The organism is Hymenobacter monticola (assembly GCF_022811645.1).
In the GTDB taxonomy this organism is placed as follows: Bacteria; Bacteroidota; Bacteroidia; order Cytophagales; family Hymenobacteraceae; genus Hymenobacter; species Hymenobacter monticola.
In genome coordinates this window covers 5,359,347-5,378,460 of record NZ_CP094534.1, presented here as the reverse complement: position 1 = coordinate 5,378,460, position 19,114 = coordinate 5,359,347, and the positions used below count along the sequence as shown (strand labels likewise).

Annotated in this window: 13 protein-coding genes; 5 read left to right on the top strand and 8 right to left on the bottom strand. The window is 66.5% G+C overall.

The window, feature by feature from the left end; all coding sequences use genetic code 11:
* Nucleotides 1-167 precede the first annotated feature (167 nt).
* Entirely contained in the window at nucleotides 168-536 is a 369-nt protein-coding gene (locus MTP16_RS22490) for a hypothetical protein (protein WP_243514287.1), read from the top strand.
* Between the two features lie 166 nt (nucleotides 537-702).
* Here the strand turns inward: MTP16_RS22490 and ggt are convergent, their stop codons facing one another.
* Nucleotides 703-2,454 carry a gamma-glutamyltransferase gene (gene ggt / locus MTP16_RS22485; protein ID WP_243514284.1) on the bottom strand — a complete coding sequence of 584 codons (1,752 nt, stop codon included), beginning with the start codon at nucleotides 2,452-2,454 and terminating at the stop codon, nucleotides 703-705.
* 300 nt (nucleotides 2,455-2,754) lie between these two features.
* On the opposite strand from ggt, the gene MTP16_RS22480 reads away from it, so the two are divergent.
* On the top strand, nucleotides 2,755-4,821 hold the full coding sequence (locus tag MTP16_RS22480; protein ID WP_243514281.1) for an alpha amylase C-terminal domain-containing protein: 2,067 nt from the start codon (nucleotides 2,755-2,757) through the stop codon (nucleotides 4,819-4,821).
* A 292-nt stretch (nucleotides 4,822-5,113) separates the two neighbouring features.
* A complete protein-coding gene (locus tag MTP16_RS22475) occupies nucleotides 5,114-5,680 on the top strand; it encodes a hypothetical protein (protein ID WP_243514278.1) in 567 nt (188 codons plus the stop codon).
* Between the two features lie 99 nt (nucleotides 5,681-5,779).
* Here MTP16_RS22475 and MTP16_RS22470 read toward each other — a convergent pair whose 3' ends face one another.
* The 5 genes from MTP16_RS22470 to MTP16_RS22450 all read right to left on the bottom strand — a co-directional run bounded on the left by MTP16_RS22470 (nucleotide 5,780) and on the right by MTP16_RS22450 (nucleotide 12,352).
* Nucleotides 5,780-6,148, bottom strand: a complete 369-nt coding sequence (locus MTP16_RS22470; protein ID WP_243514275.1) for a hypothetical protein — start codon at nucleotides 6,146-6,148, stop codon at nucleotides 5,780-5,782.
* A 317-nt stretch (nucleotides 6,149-6,465) separates the two neighbouring features.
* Entirely contained in the window at nucleotides 6,466-7,629 is a 1,164-nt protein-coding gene (locus tag MTP16_RS22465; RefSeq protein WP_243514272.1) for a T9SS type A sorting domain-containing protein, read from the bottom strand.
* 24 nt (nucleotides 7,630-7,653) lie between these two features.
* Nucleotides 7,654-9,105: a T9SS type A sorting domain-containing protein gene (locus MTP16_RS22460; RefSeq protein ID WP_243514271.1), complete on the bottom strand. Its 1,452-nt coding sequence runs from the start codon at nucleotides 9,103-9,105 to the stop codon at nucleotides 7,654-7,656.
* Nucleotides 9,105-10,865 (bottom strand): tail fiber domain-containing protein, encoded by a 1,761-nt coding sequence (locus MTP16_RS22455; protein WP_456237613.1) that lies wholly within the window; start codon nucleotides 10,863-10,865, stop codon nucleotides 9,105-9,107. The genes MTP16_RS22460 and MTP16_RS22455 overlap by 1 nt, the downstream gene beginning before the upstream one ends.
* Nucleotides 10,823-12,352, bottom strand: coding sequence for a hypothetical protein (locus MTP16_RS22450; RefSeq protein WP_243514270.1), 1,530 nt, complete (start codon nucleotides 12,350-12,352; stop codon nucleotides 10,823-10,825). The genes MTP16_RS22455 and MTP16_RS22450 overlap by 43 nt, the downstream gene beginning before the upstream one ends.
* A gap of 142 nt (nucleotides 12,353-12,494) precedes the next feature.
* Here MTP16_RS22450 and MTP16_RS22445 point away from each other — a divergent pair, with 142 nt between their 5' ends.
* Nucleotides 12,495-13,130, top strand: a complete 636-nt coding sequence (locus tag MTP16_RS22445; protein WP_243514268.1) for a response regulator transcription factor — start codon at nucleotides 12,495-12,497, stop codon at nucleotides 13,128-13,130.
* A gap of 33 nt (nucleotides 13,131-13,163) precedes the next feature.
* Entirely contained in the window at nucleotides 13,164-15,020 is a 1,857-nt protein-coding gene (locus MTP16_RS22440) for a T9SS type A sorting domain-containing protein (protein ID WP_243514264.1), read from the top strand.
* A gap of 179 nt (nucleotides 15,021-15,199) precedes the next feature.
* Here the strand turns inward: MTP16_RS22440 and MTP16_RS22435 are convergent, their stop codons facing one another.
* Together MTP16_RS22435 and MTP16_RS22430 are read right to left on the bottom strand one after the other, a co-directional pair.
* Nucleotides 15,200-17,041, bottom strand: a complete 1,842-nt coding sequence (locus tag MTP16_RS22435) for a sensor histidine kinase (RefSeq protein ID WP_243514260.1) — start codon at nucleotides 17,039-17,041, stop codon at nucleotides 15,200-15,202.
* A gap of 52 nt (nucleotides 17,042-17,093) precedes the next feature.
* On the bottom strand, nucleotides 17,094-18,974 hold the full coding sequence (locus MTP16_RS22430; RefSeq protein ID WP_243514257.1) for a glycoside hydrolase family 13 protein: 1,881 nt from the start codon (nucleotides 18,972-18,974) through the stop codon (nucleotides 17,094-17,096).
* Nucleotides 18,975-19,114: the final 140 nt, after the last annotated feature.

The following is a 19,114-nucleotide window of genomic DNA, read 5'->3' as shown; positions in this document are numbered from 1 at the left end:
CGGTTATCTTTGGGCGCCGAAGGATTCAATGGAGTAGTCAGTATTTGGTAGTCAGTAGTCGGACGTGAACGCCATTCGCTCCGACTACTGACTACCAAATACTGACTACCAGCGCAAAAGCTTCGGCCGGTTCCGGTTTACTTTCTTCATCTCCAATTTTCGTTTCCATGAGCTTCATTTCCGAAGTAGAATCCAGCATCCAGACCTTGTTTAAGGCCACCGGCCAGGGCTTCCAGGGCGACCCCGGCACGGGCGTCAACCACATCGACAGCTGGATTAACCACCTCAGCGCCATCGACCAGCCCGTGCTGCGCCCCATCGTGGCCGAGCTGCAAACCCTGCGCCGCCACATCGAAGGCAACAACCCCGCCGGCATGGCCGAAGCCTTCCAGACCTTGGGCGAACTCACCGCCCAGTCGGCCCTCACTACCCACAACTTCAGCGGCGAAGGCGACAAAGCCCGCGAAATCAGCCAGAAACTGATTGCCGCCGCCGGCAACCTGCGCCACGTAGCCAGCACGGCCGTTGCGCGCTAGAACGCAGTAGATACGCATACTTGCGTCTCGTCATTGAACGACATCCGTCGCACGGCGCAGACGACAAGACGCAAATATGCGTCTCTACATTGCTCGCCAAGCTAGGTAAACATTAAAAAAGCCCGCTGGAATAGTCCGGCGGGCTTTTTTGCAACTCTTAACTCAATCAATACCCCAGCGCCGTGTCGTCGCCGCGCGGGTCGGCGCCGCCTTCCAGGGTGCCGTCGGGCAGCACGTGGATGATGTCGAGGCGGCCCCAGGGCAAGCGGGGCTGGGGGTGGTAGCCGCGGGCGCGCAGCGTGTCCTGAGCGGCGGGCAGCAGGGCGCCGGCTTCCACGTCGAGCACGTCGGGCAGCCACTGGTGGTGCAGGCGCGGCGCCGTCACGACTTGCTGGGCGTTCAGGCCGTAGTCGACAATGCCAACGATGCTTTGCAACACGCTGGTGATGATGGTGCTGCCGCCGGGCGTGCCGGTCACGAGGGCCACGCGGCCGTTGCGGGTGAGGATGGTGGGCGTCATGCTGCTGAGCATGCGCTTGCCGGGGGCAATGGCGTTGGCGGCGCCGCCCACCAGGCCGTAGGAGTTGGGCACGCCGGCCTTGGCCGAGAAGTCGTCCATCTCGTTGTTGAGAATGAAGCCGGCGCCGGGCACCACCACGCGGCTGCCGTAGCCGCCGTTGAGGGTGGTGGTGCAGCTCACGGCGTTGCCGAGGGCGTCCACGATGCTGTAGTGCGTGGTTTGGTCGCTTTCGTAGCCGGGCAGATTGGCGCCGGCCGTCACCTCCGAGCTGGCCGAGGCCCGGCCCTTGGGGCGCATAGAGGCAGCCCGCTGGCGGTTGTAGTCCACGTCGAGCAGCTTCTGGGTGGGCACGAAGCCAAAGTCGGGGTCGCCGAGGTAGGTGGCGCGGTCGGCGTAGGCGCGGCGCTCGGCCTCGGTGAGGAAGTGCACAGCTAGGGGCGTGTGGTAGCCGGCCTGGGCCAGGTCGACGGGCTCCAGCATTTGCAGCATTTGCAGCAAGGCTACGCCGCCGGAGCTGGGCGGGGGCATCGTAATCACGTCGTAGTCGCGGTAGCGGCCGCGCAGGGGCTCGCGCCACTTGGCGCGGTAGCCATCCAGGTCGGCTTGGCTCACGAGGCCGCCGGTGCGCTTCATTTCGGCCAGCAGCAGGCGGGCGGTTTCGCCGCGGTAGAAACCGGCGCGGCCCTGGTCGCGGATGCGGGTGAGGGTGCGGGCCAGCTCGGGCAGGCGCAGCGTGTCGCCGGACTGCCATTCGCCGCCGCCGGGACGCACGTAAGCGGGCGGGTTGCCGGGGTTGTACTTCTCAAAATCGGCCCGTACGCGGTTCAGGCCGGCGGCTTCTTTGGTGGTGAGGGCGAAGCCCTTGGTGGCCAAGGCAATGGCCGGCTGCACCAGCGCGGGCCACGAGAGCTTGCCCAGCTGCCGGTGCAGGGTGGCCATGCCGGCCACGGTGCCGGGCGTACCCACGGCCAGCGCGCCGGCTGTACTCAAGCCGGGCACCACATTGCCGCTTTTGTCGAGGTACATGTCGCGCGTAGCAGCCTGCGGGGCCGTTTCGCGGAAGTCGAGCGAGCCGGCCGAGCCGTTGCGGTCGCGGTAGAGCAGGAAGCCCCCGCCGCCAATGTTGCCGGCCGTGGGCAGCACCACGGCCAGGGCAAACTGCACGGCCACGGCCGCGTCGTAGGCGTTGCCGCCGCGCTGCAGAATCTGGGTGCCAATGCGCGAAGCCTCGGGGTGGGCCGACACCACCATGGCGTAGCGGGCCAGCTTGGGTGCCGCCGCCTTGGGAATGGGCGTGCCCAACGAGCCCTCAAAAGCGCGCGAAGTGGACGTGACGGGCCGCTCGGCCGAGCAAGCCAGCAGCAGCGCCAGCGGAATGGCAAGTAAACGTTTCAACATGGAGCAAAATAACGGCAATAATGCCGCTGGGCAATGTAATAGGCGATGAAGGCGGGGCAATTGCCGACGGCCGTCGTTCTGCGCGAAGCGAAGGAGCTTATGGCTGGTCGCAAATCAATCCTCTTATCCTGAAAAACAACATGTCTGTCATCCTGAGCGCAGCGAAGGACCTTCTCGCGCTTGAACAACTCCTTTAAACGTGGTAAGGTCCTTCGCTGCGCTCAGGATGACAGATGACCTTAACTCCCTTACCGATTCAATTTCGCATCGCCTTACATTTGACCCAAACCTCTCCATATTATGGCCAAGTCGAAACCCGCTGCCCCCGCTACCGCCAAAGTCCGCAAGCCCGCCCCGCTGGCCCTGGTAAAAAACGACACTTGGCTGGCGCCCTACGAGCCCGTGCTGCGCCAGCGTCAGGAGCGCCTGCAGGCCCGGCTGGCCGAAATCGAGCAGTACCACGGCTCCCTGCTGAACTACGCCACCGCCCACCAGCAGCTGGGGCTCAACCACGACGCCGGCCGCGGCGGCTGGGTGTACCGCGAGTGGGCGCCGGGGGCGGAGTATCTGGCTTTGATTGGAGATTTTAACGGTTGGGACCGGGGCGCCAACCCGCTGCAAAAGCTGGACTACGGTGTGTGGGAAGCCTTTTTGCCCGATGCCGAGTACGACCAGCGCCTGGCCCACGGCAGCCGTTTCAAGGTGCACGTGGTGGCCAACGGCCAGGGCAAGGACCGCCTGCCCGCCACCCTGCGCCGCGCCGTGCAGGACGAGGAAACCAAGGACTTTGCCGGCCAAATATGGCGGCCCGAAACGCCCTTTGCCTGGACCGACCAGAAGTTTAAACCCACCGCGGCCGGCAAGGAGCCGCTGATTTACGAAGCCCACGTAGGCATGGCCACCGAGGAAAACCGCGTAGGCACCTACCGGGAGTTTGCCGAAAACGTGCTGCCCCGCATCGAAGCCGCCGGCTACAACACCATTCAGCTGATGGCCGTGCAGGAGCACCCGTACTACGGCTCCTTCGGCTACCACGTGGCCAATCTTTTCGCGGCCAGCTCGCGCTTCGGCACGCCCGAGGACCTGAAGTTTCTCATCAACGAAGCCCACCGGCGCGGCATTGCGGTGCTGCTGGATGTGGTGCATTCGCACGCCGTGAAAAACGAGGCCGAGGGCCTGGCCGACTTCGACGGTTCCGGCAACCTCTACTTTCATAAAGGGGAGCGCGGCAACCACCCCGGCTGGGATTCCAAACTCTTCGACTACGGCCGGCCCGAGGTGCAGCAGTTTCTGCTGAGCAACGTGCGCTACTGGCTGGAAGAGTTTCACTTCGACGGCTTCCGCTTCGATGGGGTGACGAGCATGCTCTACCACCACCACGGCGAGGGCGTGGCCTTCGTGGGCTACGACAACTACTTCGGCCCGGCCGCCGACGAGGACGCCATTCTCTACCTGCAGCTGGCCACCACGCTGGCCCACGAGTTCAAGAAAGGCAGCATCCTGGTAGCCGAGGACATGAGCGGGCTGCCGGGGCTGTGCCGGCCTATCAAGGAGGGCGGCGTGGGCTTCGATTACCGCCTGGCGATGGGCATTCCCGATTACTGGATTAAGCTGCTCAAGCACACGCCCGACGAGCATTGGCCCCTCGGCGACCTCTGGCACACGCTCATCAACCGCCGCGCGGGCGAGAAAACCATTGCCTACGCCGAAAGCCACGACCAGGCCCTTGTGGGCGACAAGACGCTGGCTCACTGGCTGTTTGATGCCGCCATCTATGCCCACATGCACAACGTGGACGGCGACCCCGGCGCGGCGCGGGCGCTGGCTTTGCACAAAATCATCCGGCTGCTCACCCTCTCGGCGGGCGGGGAGGGCTACCTCAACTTTATCGGCAACGAGTTCGGCCACCCCGAATGGGTCGACTTCCCGCGCGAGGGCAATGGCTGGAGCTACCAGTTTGCCCGCCGCCAGTGGAGCCTGGGCGACAACCCCGACCTGAAATTCTTCCAGATGGGCGCCTTCGACAAGGCCCTGATTCAGCTGGCCAAAGCCCGGCACCTGCTGGCAGCCGGCCCGGCCACGCTGCTCAAGCACGACGAGGAAAACCAGGTGCTGGCCTTCGAGCGCGGCGGCCTGGTATTCATCGTGAACCTGCACGTGGAAAAGAGCCTGACCGACTACCGCTTCTGGGTGACGGAAGAAGGAAAGTACCGCGTGGTGCTCTCGAGCGACAACGCCCGCTTCGGCGGCTTCGACCGGCCCGATGAGGCGTTCGAGTACGAGACGTACGAGCACCAGCTCAGCCTCTACCTGCCCAGCCGGGTGGCGCTGGTGCTGGCGCTGGGTACTGGGCAACCCAATGCTTGAAAAGGGCATCTGCCCATTCAACACATTAATTGGTTGAATGAGCGTTGTTCCGGTGAAGGAGCTGTAAGTCGTTAGTTCGGAGTATCCTTGTTTGCTGTTTTTTATGCGCTGTTTCTGAAGGGGCGGTGCGGCCGCTGACGGTCGGCGGGGACTACGCCACGCGGGCGGGACTCTGGGCGGCTCCTGTTTCCGTGGCTGCTTCGGTGGGGCCGCCCGGCTTGGTGGCGCTGCACCCTGCTACCGGGAGCCGGCTTTCCTTTGAAATGGTTGTAAACTGATATTTCATCGCGCTATGCTACTACTTGTTGTCGAGGCCGCTTCGCCCGCCCTGCCCGCGTGGCTGGCCTTCCCGCTGTTTGCCTTGGCCCTGCTGGGACTAGTGGGGATTGTGTACAGCGTGCGCGGCCTGCTGCGCCTGTTCAGCCCCGCCGAAAACGCCTTCACGTTTTCGGCTGCTGAGCCCGTTTTTCGTTTCACCCTCACCCGCCCCGGGCAGTACGAGGTGGGCTGCACGCGGCCCGGCCGCTGGGGGCGGCTGTTCACGCTGCCGCCCGTGGTGCTGGAGGTGCAGGCCCTGGCCGGCGGCGCCACGCAGCACCTCACGCCCCCGCGCCTGAGCTACGTGAAGCGCAGCAACCTGGGCGGCGACACCACGCTGCGCTTCGATACCTTCCGGGCCAGCATGGCCGGCGAATATGAGCTGCGCAACCCCGGCGCGGCCCAGTTCGAGCCCGGCGACCAGCTGCGCATCATTCCGGCCGCGGGCTTTAAAATGGTGCTGTTCATTCTGGCTACCATTTTCTCGGCGTTTGCCATGCTTGGGGGCGGCATTGTGGGCTTGCTGGCGTTAATGGGCTGAAAGCGAGGCGTTGATGCCCACGGCTACGCATCAAATAACAGCCCGCTGCTTTAACAGCAGCCCGGCCGCGTAGAGGCGGGCCGTGAAAGCCCCAGATACTTATCCGATGGGAAAGCGGGGCAAAAAAGCCGGCAGAAACGAAAGGGTCAGGCCTACCACGTAGATGGTGGCCAGCAAATAGGCCAGGCCCTTGACCAGGTGCGCCAAAAAGCCGGGGGCTTGTTCAAGGGAGTTGATGAGCCACACGCAGAGTAAAATATTTCCTGTTTCGTACAGAAAAAGGCCGTTGACTACGGCCTCGTTTGCTCGTAGCGCTTGGGCAAAACTCAAACGGGCCGGCACATACACCTCGAGCAGGCCGTGCTTGGAGAGCCACCAAAGAAGCCCGTCCTTCAGCAGGTACACCGCAACCATCACGAGCAAAGCACCTAAAACCCGGACTTGGTGGCGGCGTAGGGAGTTGGTCATCGGAAATGGTAAAGAAACCCTGCTGCACAGCGTTTGGACGAATATAAAAGCAGGAGCCGGCCCGGCAAGCCACGACCCGGAGGCTCGTCGTCCGGAGCAGCCAGCGGTGGTCGACGGCGGGGCGCTGGCAATGCAGCCGCTGCCGCTTCGCGAAGCACTCGTGAACTGCGTGAAATGGCTACCTTTTGGAAAGGTGGCCGCCTGGGGCGTGTCTGAAATCAGCGGGCAATAACCCTGGGCTCACTGTCGGCGCGGGGCTTACAACAAAAAAGCCCGCGCTGGCATTCAGGGCGGGCTTTTTGGGGTGCTGGCTCCGGCTACTCGCGCACCACGCGCACGGTGCTGCGGGCGCCGTTGGCGCCTTCTGCCTCCAGCAGGTAGGTGCCAGCGGGCAGGCCCGCGAGCACGTCGGTGGGCTGGCCGGTGGTGGCCGATGCGGTGGCCCGGGCGCGGCCCAGCACGTCGCGCACGGTCAGGCGCAACGGCTCGCGGCGGCCGTTGCCGGCGGCCAACGTGAGCGGGCCGTGGCCCACGGGGTTAGGGTAGGCGCGGAGGCCGCCCAACTCGGTGGCCAGGGCGGTGCGGGCCGTCAGGGGCAGGTTGGCTTCGCGGGAGTAATACACGGCGCTCAGGGTCTGGAAGCTGGAAGTGGTGTAGTTAAACTCCAGCAGCGTCTGGCCGGAATTGGCCCGGTAGAAATAGTCGTAGAACACCCCGAACGTGGCGCCCTGCTGCACGCCCAGCGCGCCGAGCAGCGCGGCCGGCGCCGGCTGCCCACCCAAGTAGAAGCTGTCGACCTCCACAATGCGGGTGCGGCGCATGAGCGCCGGAATGGCGGCCGTGCCCCCCGTGCCGGCCGGAATGCGCACCGTGCCCCAGCCGGCCACGCTGTCGACGCGGCTCACGCGCTGCACCAGCTGCAGCGGCGTGCGGTTCAGGCCCACCAGGCCCACCGTGAGCAGGCCCACGGTGCCCGTGCGGCTCTGCTGCCGCGTCACGGAGCCGGCCGTGAGCGGGAAGGCAACCTCCACGCGGTTGTTCAACGACACCGTTTGGGCGGGCACCACCAGCGAGTCGGTGGGGCTGCCCGTGAGGGCGCCGAGGCCGAAGCGCTGCACCGCCAGCTGCGAGCCCAACTCCACCAGGCCGGCGCTTGTGAGGGCCTGGTAAGTGGTACCGCGCACGGACAGCGGGCCCAGCGTCACGGTGTAGGGCACTACGCGCGTGGCCGTGGGGAATGGCGAACCCGCCGGCACCGGGTTGTAAATATCGAACGTAGGCCCGGCGGAAGTCAGGCTGCGGTAGTCCCAGGCCTGGTTGGCGCCGGTGGTGGGGCGCGTCACGCCGCTCAAGTTGGCGGCGTAGTAGAGGCTGTTGGTAGGGCCCGCCGGGAAGTTGCTTTGCGTGAGCGTAATGGCGGTTTGGGCCGAGGCCGAAAAGCCCGCGGCGAGCAGGGCGAGGGTGGGTAAAAGTGATTTCATGAGTTGAAAAGGAAACGGTTAGCGTTATTCGCGAATGATTTTGAGGGTGCGATGGTAGCGTTGCTGCGTGATGCTGAGCATGTAAGCGCCCGTGGGCAAGGCCGCCGCCTGGGGCAGCGGCACGGTGTTGGTGCCGGCCGCCAGCGCTGCCCGGTGCGTGAACAGCAGGCGCCCCACCGCATCGTAGGCCAAGACGACGACGGGCCCGTCCTCGCCAGTACGCACCAGCAGTGTGAGTTCGTTGACAAAAGGTTGGGGATAGGCCTGCGCCGCAAAGCCCGTTTCGGCCGGCACCTGCACGGTGCGCACCGGCGAGTAGGCCGCCGTGCCGTCGCGGTCCACCTGCCGCAGGCGGTAGTACACCAAGTCGGCGGCGTAGCGGGCCAGGTTGGGGTCCGGCAGCGCGTAGTCGTGGCGCTGCGTGCTGCTGCCGGCGCCCAGCACCGTGGCAATGCGGCGGAACGTGCGCCCGTCGGCGCTGCTTTCCACCTCAAACCGGTCGTTGTTTTTCTCCGAAGCCGTGGCCCAGCGCAACAGTCCATCAGCCCCCCGGCGCTCGGCTGTGAAGCTGCGCAACTCCACCGGCAGCGGCGCCGAGGCCGTGCTCACCGTGAAGCGGCCGAGGCTGCCGGTGCTGGCCGTGAGGCTGCGGGCCGCACCGTTGGCCGGGCTGCTTAGCGCCTGCCAGGCTGCGCTGGCACCCGGCACCCGGTACGTCTGGCCCTGTCCAAAAGTCAGGCTGTTGTCATCATCAGCCAGCCAACTCAGGGGGGCTTCCACGGCGGCGGTGGGGGCTTGGTCGGCGGTCACGGTCCAGACGCGGTCGATACTTTTCTGGGCGGCGTTGGCTGGGTTAGTATCAAAGCTCACACCTGCCGTTTGCAGGCCGGCGGTGCGCGTCACGCGCACGGTGCCGAGGGCGTTGCCGTTAGGGCTCAACGTCAGGCTATTGTCGAAGTCGATGGGTGTGCTGCCGCTCACGTTGGCGCGCTCCACGCGCAGATTGCCTTGCACATAGCGGCCGGTGGTTTCGCCGCTTAGGGTAGCGCCGTCGGGCAGGAGCAGGGTGGCAGCGGGGTCGGTGCGCAGCAGGCCGCTGGTCAGGATGAGCTGCTGGCTCACGGTGAGGTCGGTGGGCAGCAGCACGCGGTTGTTGCCGGCCGGGCCGGTGTTGCGCACTTCCACCTTGGCCAGAGTGGCGCCGCCGGGCGTCAGCGTCTGGTCAGCAGTGCCGGCAAAGACGACTTTGCCACTGGCCGGCACCACGGTGCCCGCGTTGCGGAAGTCGCCGCCCACCTGCACGGTGCCGCCGGTGGTGAGCGTGGCGCCGGCCTGGTTATCGAGCGCGCCGGGCACGACGAGCACGGCGCCGGCTTCCACCGTGAGCGGAGTGCCGGTGTTGGTGAGGCTTTGGGCGTGGGCCGCGGCGGCCGTCAGGGCCAGTACCACGGCGGCAGGAGTGGGTAGCCGGCGCATTATTTCACCGAAGCTTTCGCGCCTAGCATGTTCTCCAGGGCTTGCAGGCGCTGGGCGAGGTCGGCGGTTTGGGTACTGGCTTCGGCCTTGAATTGCTTCAAGTCAGCGCGGCTGCCGGCGGCATCAGCTTTCAAAGCCGCGTTTTGTTTTTGCAGCTCGACCAGCTGGCGGGCCAGCTCCTGGGTGGCGCTCACGTTGAGCATGGCCAGGGCCTCGTAGTCCACCGTCCGCACGTCGGTGTGCTCCAGGCCGAAGACAAACACTTCCTGCCCGGCCAGCTGCTGCGCGCCGCGCACCACGAGCGTGTTGCCGCGAGCGGTTTTCACCGTGCCGGTAGTCTCGCCCGTTTTGGCGATGAGCCTGATGCGCTGGCCCGGCTTCGCAGCCAAAGCGGCGCGCAGCGTCAGCACCAGCAGCGAGTCGGCCTGCGTTTCGGCCTTCACGGCATTCGCGTACACATCGGGCAGAAAGCCGGTGTGCTGGTTCACCGCCTGCGGGAACACCTGCTCCACTTCCTGGGCAATGACTTTCTTGAACTGCCGGCTGCCGTACTGCACCCGGTCGCGCATGGTGTAGTCGGTGATGCGCAGCTTATTCAGCAAGGCCAAATCGGCGGCGCGGTCGCTCAGGCCGATGACGGTTTTCAGGCGGCGGTCGGAGGTGGCTTTGAACTCGGTGGCCAGCACGCGGCCGGTGGCGCGGATGCTCACCGGGCCGGTGTTGCCGCCCGTCGAACCCGTGGACACCGCGCCGTTGCCCGCCACGGCGTAGAAGGCGTACGGGTAGTTGCCCGGCGTGACAGTGCTTTGCACGTCGAGCGGAAAAACCGGGTCGGCCGTGCCGATGCCCACGCGCCCGCCCTGCGCGTCGTCGGCCAGGATGGTGGTGCCGCGCAGGTAGTTTTTATTGTTGCCGGAGAACCGAATCCACGAGTCGCCGGGCAGGTGCACCGAGCCGTTGGGCACGTCGAGCTCCGAAACCGGGGCCGCGGTGCCGATGCCGAGTTTTCCCGCTTGCAGCACCATCTGCGTGGTGCCTCCGCCGGCATTGAACTGGCCATCGTTGTGGCTGCCGCCGCTGTACCAGGCAAATGAGTCGGCGGAACGGAAGTACTCGGTGTTGGTTTGCACCCCAATGCCGTAGTTGGCGTTCCACAGGTTGAGCATCTGCTGGGTGGTGGTGCCGAAGTTGATGGCGTTGCCGTTCAGGCTCAGGCTCTGGGTGGCGGTGTGGTTGCCCAGGTTGTCGCCGGCCACATTTTGAAAGTTGGCCCCGTTCAGCACGGGTGCCGGCACGCCCGGGCCGGGGGTGATGGTGACGTAGCCATTGCCGCTCTGGTAGCCCTGTGTATGCACCACCCCGGTCGTCATCGTTGGGTTGGCGTAGGAAGAGCCGCCGCCGCCGCCGGCCGAGCCGCTGGACGGTTCGTAGGCCCCGCCGCCGCCACCGTAATAGCCGCCGCCGCCGCCGCCGCCCCTGCCGCTGGGGGAACCGGGCTGGTCCCGGCCTCCCATCCCTCCCTGGCCGATGCTGCCGTTGCCGCCGCTATAGGAGTATGGGGCTGCCCCGCCCGCGCCGCCCGCACTGGCGGTGCCGCCCCCGCCGCCCAGCGCTTGGCCGTCGAGGGCCGTGGTTCCACCGCCGCCGCCACCGTCGTAGCCCGTGCCCAGGCCCGGGCCATACGGGCCAGGGTTGCCCCCGCCGCCCCCGCCGCCCGCTACCAGCACGCGGCTGGCCAGGTCGGTGCCGCCCGCCCGGATGTCGCTGGCTCCGCCGCCAAATCCGATACCCCCCCATTGTTGCTGACTCCCGTGCCGCTGCCGCCCACGTAAATCGTCAGCAGCTGGCCCGGCGTCACGGTCAATGTGGCTTGCACCCGTCCCCCTTTGCCGCCATTCACAACGCGAGTGCCGAGGACGCTGCCGCCGCCGACGCCGCCGGCCATGTCTACGGCCAGGCGCGTCACCCCGAGCGGTACTTGGTAGGTATACCTATTGCCGTTATTCTGAAAACTAAACGTGGTGCTGGCTACCGTGTTGGATGCCGAGTAGCTCAGGTAGTTTACCCAACGGGTGCCGTCCCACTGGCTTAGGGTGTTGGCCGTCGTGTTGAATACCTCCAGGCCTGGGGCCGGGTTGGCAATGGCATCGCGTTGCGCCTCGGTCAGGCGCGGCGGCAGCAGACCCTTCGTCGTTGACGAGATGTCGAGCAGGGCCGAAGCAGCCGGACTGGTGGTGCCAATGCCCACGCTGCCGCCGTTGCTGATGGCCAGGCCGCTCGCGCCGCCGTTTCCGACGAGCAGCTTATTGGCCAGGTTCAGGTTTTGGGTGGCGGTATGGTTGCCTAGGTTGTCGCCGGCCGGGGTGGGCAGGGTCACCGCATTGCCCCCGCTGATGCTCAGCTGCTGCCCGTTCAGCGTCAGCGTCTGGGGCGTGGCGCTGGGCAGGGTCACCGAGTTGCCGCCCGTCCCGCTGATGCTCAGCTGCTGCCCGTTCAACGTCAGCGTTTGCGGGGCAGGGACGGCGGCGGCGGTGGTTTGCACCGTGTTATCGGGAAACCGGAAGCCGCCGGTGCTGCTGTAAACCTGCCCGGCCACCTCCAGCTTCTGGCTGGGAGCGGTGGTGCCGATGCCCACGTTGGTCGACGCCCGCGCAATGGTGAGGTAGTTGACGCCGTTGCTGAAGCCGTTGCCGTCCGATATTTTGATGTTGTTGTTGTCGCTGCGGTCCTGGCCGAAGGAGAAGTAAGCATCAAAGGGGTCGTGGAACAGCGCGTAAGCGTTGGCGTTGTCGCGCCGCACCTCCAGCGGGGCCAACGGGCTGCCTGTGCCGATGACCACGTCGCCGCTGCTGCTGATGCCCAGGCCGCTCGTGCCGCCGTTGCCCACCAGTTGCTTGTCGGCCAAGTTCAGGTTCTGGGTGGCGGTGTGGTTGCCCAGGTTGTCGCCGGCCGGCGCGGGGTTGAGGTAGGTCCAGGCCGCGCCGGTGTAGTACCAGAAGCCCGGCTGCACGCCGTCGGTCTGGTACACGAGCAGGCCGGGGGCCGGCACCTGAATGCCGGCGCGCAGCACGGCCGTCATGCGCGGGGCCAGCAGGCCCCTGGTGGTGCTGGTCAAATCCAGCAGGGCCGAAGCATCGGGCGTGGCCGTGCCGATGCCCACGCCGCCCGCGGTTTGGGCATCGGCGGCGGGCCGCAGCCCAAATAAAAGGCCCGACAACAGGCCGGCGGCGCGTAGGAATTTATTCATAAGCTGCAATAGCGAAAGGGAAGAAGGGCAAATGCGGGGCAAAGCTCCGGCCCGCCCCGGCCGGCCCGCAAGCCGGGGCCGTACCTCATTTGAGGACATGCCTAAAATTGCCCGAGCTCTCCGCCTGCCAGACCTTTGTGCCATGCCCCGTATCCGCCTTGCCATCGTTGAAGACGACCCCGAGCTGCGCCAGCTGCTGCACGGCTACCTCTGCGCCCAGCCCGAGTTCGAGTGCGTGCTGCTGGCCGATTCGGTGGAGGCCTTTTTCGCCGAGCTGCCCGATGTGCGCCAAGCCCCCGAGGTCGTGCTGCTCGACATCCACCTGCCCGGCCTGAGCGGCCTCGAAGCCCTGCCGCTCCTCAAGCAGCGCCTGCCCCAGGCCGACGTGCTCATGCAAACCGTGTTCGACGACGCCGACCGCATCTACCAGGCCCTCTGCGCCGGGGCCAGCGGCTACGTGCTCAAGCACACCTCCTTGCCCGAGCTCAAGGAGGCCGTGCTGGAAGTGCACCGCGGCGGCGCGCCCATGAGCCGCTCGGTGGCCCGCAAGGTACTGGCCCACTTCAAGCCCGCGCCCTCGGTGCAGGCCGATTTGCTGACGGAGCGCGAGCGCGAAGTGGTGCAGGCCGTGGTCGATGGCCTGAGCGACAAGCAGGTGGCCGCCCGGCTCGACCTCTCCGTCGAAACCGTGCGCACCTACGCCAAGCGCATCTACAAGAAGCTGCAGGTCAGCGGCCGCACCGAGCTCATGAGCCGTTCGGCCCGCGGGCAGCTCTAAGTTTTATCATTCCACCTTCATTTCTTTGATTGCATGATGACACGCTACTCCTTGCCTGGCGGCCTGCTGGGCGCCGCGCTTTTCCTGGCCGCCGCCCCGGCGGCCCACGCCCAGCTGCCCTACGCCGCGGCCAACGCCGTGAACGTGGCCGGCACCTACGCCGACCTCGGCAGCGCGGGCACGGCCATTGGCACCGGCGGCAATTTCGACGACGCCAACTCCGCCGCGCAGAGCATCGGCTTTTCGTTTGCTTACAACGGGCAGAGTTTCACGCAGTTCGTGCTGAATACCAACGGCTTTCTGAAGCTGGGCGCGGTGGCGCCGGCCGGGCCGTTCTTCGCCACCCAGCCGCAGGCCGACGCCGGCACCGGCGGCCTGGTGTTTTCTTCGGAAACCAACGTAGTGCTGCCCTTCAACACCGACCTGCGGGCCGGCACCGCCGGGGCCGAATACCGCGTGGCCACCACCGGCACGGCCGGCAGCCAGGTGTGCACCATTCAATGGAAAAACGTGCAGGACAAGCCCGAAAATGGCCTGGGCACGCAGTACGACAACTTTTCCTTCCAGGTGAAGCTCTACGAGGGCAGCAACCAGATTGAGTTCGTGTACGGCCCCGCCACGGCTGGCCCCGGCCCCGACGCCCTGCGCTACATCCTCATCGGCCTGAAGGGCAATTCGGCGGCAAACCCCGACCTGGTGCTGGCCGGCAAAAACTCCACCGATGCCTGGAGCCTGACCGGGTTCCGCCAGGGCAGCGACACCCACAACGCCCGCGGCAGCGTGCGCCCCGACGCGGGCCGCACCTACCGCTTCACCGCCGCCGTGCCCAACGACGCGGCCGTGTTCCTCTACAGCTACGACCAGCTGGCCGTGCCCCCCGGCTCGCCGGCCACGCTGCGCGCCCTGGTGACCAACGTGGGCACCACCACCCTCGCGGCCCCGGTGGTGACGCTGACCGTGGCCGGCGCCAACACCCTGACCCTGACCCAAACCGCCACCACGCTGGCGCCCGGCGCCCGCACCGTCGTCACGTTCGCCAACGTGCCCGTATCCATCGCAGGCGCCAACACCGTGACGGCCACGCTGCCCAACGACGGCAACAACGGCAACAACGTGAGCGCCTTGCCGCTGCTCACCACCGCCACCACGTTTTCCTACGTCACGCCGGGCCTGCCCAACACGGCGGGCATCGTCAACACCACCAACGGCTCGGGGGTGGCGGCCCGGTTCACCATCAGCGCGCCGGCCACCGTGGCGGCGGTGCGGGCCTATCTGGTGGGCGGCGCCGGCGCGTCTTTCTACGGGGTGGTGCTCAGCCGCAGCACCGGCGCCGTGCTGGCCCGCTCGGCCAATTACGTCCTCACCGCGGCCGACCAGAACACGCTGCACACCTTCCCGCTGACCGCGCCGGTGAGTGTGCCGGCCGGCGACTTCCTGGTGGGCATCGTCCAGGCCAGCACGGGCGGCACCACGCCCGCCCTCGGCACCCAAAACGAGGCCATTTTGCGTTCCGACAGCTTCTTTTTCGTATCCAGCGCCGGGGCCGTGCCCAACGATGCCGCCAACACGCCCAATGGCAAGTTCATGCTCGAAGCCGTGCTGAGCGGCCCCACGTCGGCCGCCGCTTCGGCCGCCCTCGACCAGGCCGTGCGCGTGTTTCCGAACCCTTCGGCCAGCGGCTGGTTCGAGCTGGAAACCACCGGACTGCCGTCCAGCCAACCCGTGCAAACGACCGTGACCACGCTGCTGGGCCAGCGCGTGCACAGCGGCACCGGGCTGGCCTCGGGCCGCACGGTGCTCGATTTGTCGGCTCTGGCGGCGGGCGTGTACGTGCTGCAAGTGCAGCAGGGGAACTTGCTCACGCAGCGTCGCCTGGTCATCAACAAGTAGCGCCCGTGGCAATAGCATCCGCCGGCCGTGGCTCCCCGGGGAAGTCAGGGCCGACGTTTTGCGTCATATCCAAGGTAGCTTCGGAGTCGTTGGAGGTAGGGGTGGGGCAGGCCCCGTCCCTGCACGAATTTACACCGAATCCAAAGCCGGACATCGACTTCAGTACGCTCAAATCCGCTTTAGCGCGCGGCTCTGGCCACGGTCATGCTCGTGCCGACTTTGAGCGGTACCACCAGCCGCACGATGAAGCCCTCGGGGCCGGGCGCGGCCTGCAGGGTGCCGTCCAGTGCCTGGGCCCGCTGCCGCATGCTGCGCAGGCCCAGGCCGCTGCTTTGGCGGCCGGCAGCGGGCGGGGCGGCGGGGCGGCCGTTGTCGCGCACCTCCAGGCATAGCTCGTGGGGCGCCCAGGCCAGCGTCACCCACAGGTCGGTGGCGTGGGCGTGGCGCACGGCGTTGGTCACGGCTTCTTTGAAAACGAGGAACAAATGCTGGCGCAGCTCCGAGGCCAGCGGCTGCTCATCGGCAAGGCCACTCACGGCCAGGTGGGTGTTGAGGCCGGCGGCGGCGGCGCTCTGGTCGAGGTGCTCGCGCATGCGGTCGAGCAGCGCGCTCACGGCATCGGCCTGCGTGTCGATGCCCCACACGATGTCGCGCATGGTGCCGGCGGCGGCGCGGGCGTTGGCCAGCAGGCGGTCGAGGGCCGGTCCTTCGGCGGCGGGGGCCTGCTGGCGCAGCAGGTCGGCCTGCATGGTCACGCGCGCCAGCAGGGTGCCCACGTCGTCGTGCAGGTCGGTGGCAATGCGGTTGCGCAGGCGTTCCTCGCGCTCGGCGCGTAGGCGGCGCTGCCGGGCGGCCCACCACCCGCCGGCCAGCGTGAGCAGCAGCGCCCCGGCCAGCACGGCGGCGCCCAGCCAGGCCAGGCGGCGGCTGTACTGGGCGGCCTGCAGCTGCTCCTGGGCCTGCAAGTGGCCAATGCGCTGGCGCTGGCGGGCAATTTCCCGCTCCCGCTCGTTGGCGGCGTAGGCTTCCTGCAGCTCCTGCGCCTGGCGGTGGGCGGTGGCTTCAAAGGTCCCGAACTGCAGTTCGGCCAGGCGCTGCTGGTGGACCAGGGCCTCTTGGTAGCGGTGCTGGCCCACCAAGGCGGGCACCAGCAGCTTCAGCACCTCGCCTTCCCAAACGGGGCGGCTGCGCATGAGCGGGTAGGTGGCGCGCAGCACCCCTTCGGCCGCGCGGTAGCGGTGCTCGGCAATGGCCAGCCGCGCCGTGATTTGGCGCTCCAGCACAAAAATGCCGTCGTCGCGGAGCGGGCGCAGGTACCGCCGGGCCGAATCGAGGCGCTGATGGGCCAGCGCGTACCGGCGCTGGTCCAGGGCGGGGTTCACCAACAAGAGGTAAGCCATGCCGATGTCCTGCGGCACGCCCGAAGCCTCGTCAAGCGCCAGGCATTTGAGCAGGTAATGCTCCTGTAGAGCCCGGTTGCCCACGTCGACGGCCGCCCCGGCCAGGATGGTGTAGATGTCCTGCCGGTTGTGCGGGGCCGGCGTGGTGCGCGGAAACCACCGAATGGCTTCGTGCCCAAACGGAATGCTGCGCTCAACCTGCCCCAGGTTCAGGTAGCTGTAGCAGAGCCACATGTTGGCCAGGCTGCTCCGGGCGGAGTCGGTCCCGCACTGCTGGCGTAGGGTCAGGAGTTGGCGCACGGCCTTGCTGGGCTGGTTGGCGTCGATGTAGTAGCGGCCCAGGGCCATTTCCAGGTTCCAGTACACATCACGGGCCAGCCCCTGGCCCCGGCGGCTCACCCAGTCCTGCGCCACCGGCACCAACGGGGAACCCGGCAGCAGCCGGGTTTGGGACAGGGCCTGCTGCCGGGCCAGCGGCCAGCGCGGGAGCTGGCGCAGGCTGTCGGCCAGCAGCTGGGTCGGGGTGGGTGCCACCGGCCGGGCACTCGCTGGCTGGGCCGCCAGCAGCAGGCAGCTCACGGCCCAGTTCACGGCCCATCCAATACGGCGCTTCCTTGTCATGCGCTAAAGTTCAGCACGAAATCAACATTGCGTACCTGCGGCTCTCTACCTGCTACTTCAGCAGCTCCAGCACCACAGCGGTTTTAGCGGGCAGCTGCAAAGTAGCCAGGGTGTTCAGGTTCTCGCCTGTCAGCACGTTGCGAGCTTTCGTGAAGCCGCTTAGGCGCTCCGAGAAGCGGGCGGTGGGCAGCGCCGCGGCTTTGTCGGTGGTGTTGGAGGCTACCATGACGGTGCCGCTGGCGTCGTAGCGGAAGTACACGTAGAGGCCGTTTTCGGGCAGGTACTGCATCAACTGGCCGGTGTGCAGCACCTTGTGGTCGCGGCGGTAGGTGGCCAGCTTTTTCACGAAATCGAAGGCTTCGTTTTCGCGGGCCGAGCGGCCGGCGGCGGCAAACTTGTTTTCCTTATCCTCGGCCCAGCCGCCGGGGAAATCCTTGCGCACCTCGGCATCGGTGGGGTCTTTGAAATTCTTCATCAGGATTTCGGTGCCGTAGTACAGGCTGGGGATGCCGCGGGTGGTGAGCAGCCAGGTCAGGCCCAGCTTATACTTGTCGAGGTCGTCGCCGATTTCGGAGAGGAAGCGGTTGTGGTCGTGGTTGTCGAGGAAGGTGACGAGCTTGGTCGGGTCCTGGTACACCACGTCCTGGGCCAGGGCCTGGTACACGCGCTGGGCACCGCCGTCCCAGCCGGTGCCGGCGGGCGTGCCGGTGTCTTTCAACGCACCCAACAGGGCGCCCTCCAGTACGAAATCGAGCGCCCCGGGCTGGTTCGACTTGAAGGGAAAATCAATCCTGCTGCGCGTGTAGTAGGCCTGGTCGATGGCATTCGTCACCGCCGACTCGCCAAAAATGTGCAGGCGCGGGTACTCGGCCAGCAGCGCCGCGTTGCAGCGGTTCATAAACGGCTGGTCGTTATACAAATACGTGTCGACGCGCCAGGCATCGATGCCGAAATTCTCTACGCACCAGATGGCGTTTTCAATCAGGTAGTTGGCCACGTAGGGGTTCTGCTGATTGAGGTCGGGCAGGAAGGGCACGAACCAGCCGTCGAGCGTGATTTTGCGGTCACTCTGGGCCGCGTGCGGGTCGGTGATGGGCGTGTAGCGGTAGGTGGTGTTGGTGTAGCTGGGCCACTGGTGCAGCCAGCTTTTCATGGGCAGGTCCTGCACGGTCCAGTGGGTGTTGCCCACGTGGTTGTACACGGCGTCCTGCACCACCTTCAGGCCGGCGGCGTGGGCCTGCTGCACGTAGCTTTTGTAGGCCGCGTTGCCGCCCAGGCGCCGGTCCACGTTGTACTGGTCGGTGAAGCCGTAGCCGTGGTAGGAGGCGCGCATGGTGCCACCCTCGCTGGTGAGCGGCTGGTTGTTTTCGAGCACCGGCGTAAACCACACGGCCGTCACGCCCAGGTCTTTGAGGTAGCCGATGCGCTGGGCCGCGCCCTGCAAGTCGCCGCCGTGGCGGAAGAAGGGGTTGGCGCGGTCGTGGTTGGGGTCGCGCAGGTCGGCGAACTTGTCGTTGCTGGGGTCACCGTTGGCGAAGCGGTCGGGCATGGCTAGGTAGATAAAGTCGGCGGCCGTCACGCCCTGGGCTTTGGGGGCGTTGTCGCGGGCCTTTATTTCCCAGCTTTGCGTCACGGTCTGCGCGCCCTTTTTGCCCACCAGCTGCACCCGGCCGGGCTTGGCGGTGGGGGCGATGGTGAGGTCCAGAAAGGCGTAGTTGGGGTTTTCCACCGTATTGGTTTTCACCAGCTTCACGCCCGGGTAGTTCACTGAGTAAGCCAGCGTGCCCGCGCCGGGGCCGTGCACGATGAGCTGCACGTTGGGGTTCTTCATGCCCACCCACCAGTTGGTGGGATTCACGCGGTCGATGCTGGCGGTTTGGGCGCCGGCCAGCAGCGGCAGAAGCAACAGCGGCAGCAGGTAGGGCTTTTTCATGAGAAGGCGGGGTTGGGTGGGAAACCGTTGGACTTAAGTAAATAAACTGTCATCCTGAGCGCAGCGAAGGACCCTGTCACGTAGGAACAGTTTGTTCAGCCGTGAGAAGGTCCTTCGCTGCGCTCAGGATGACAATAGGA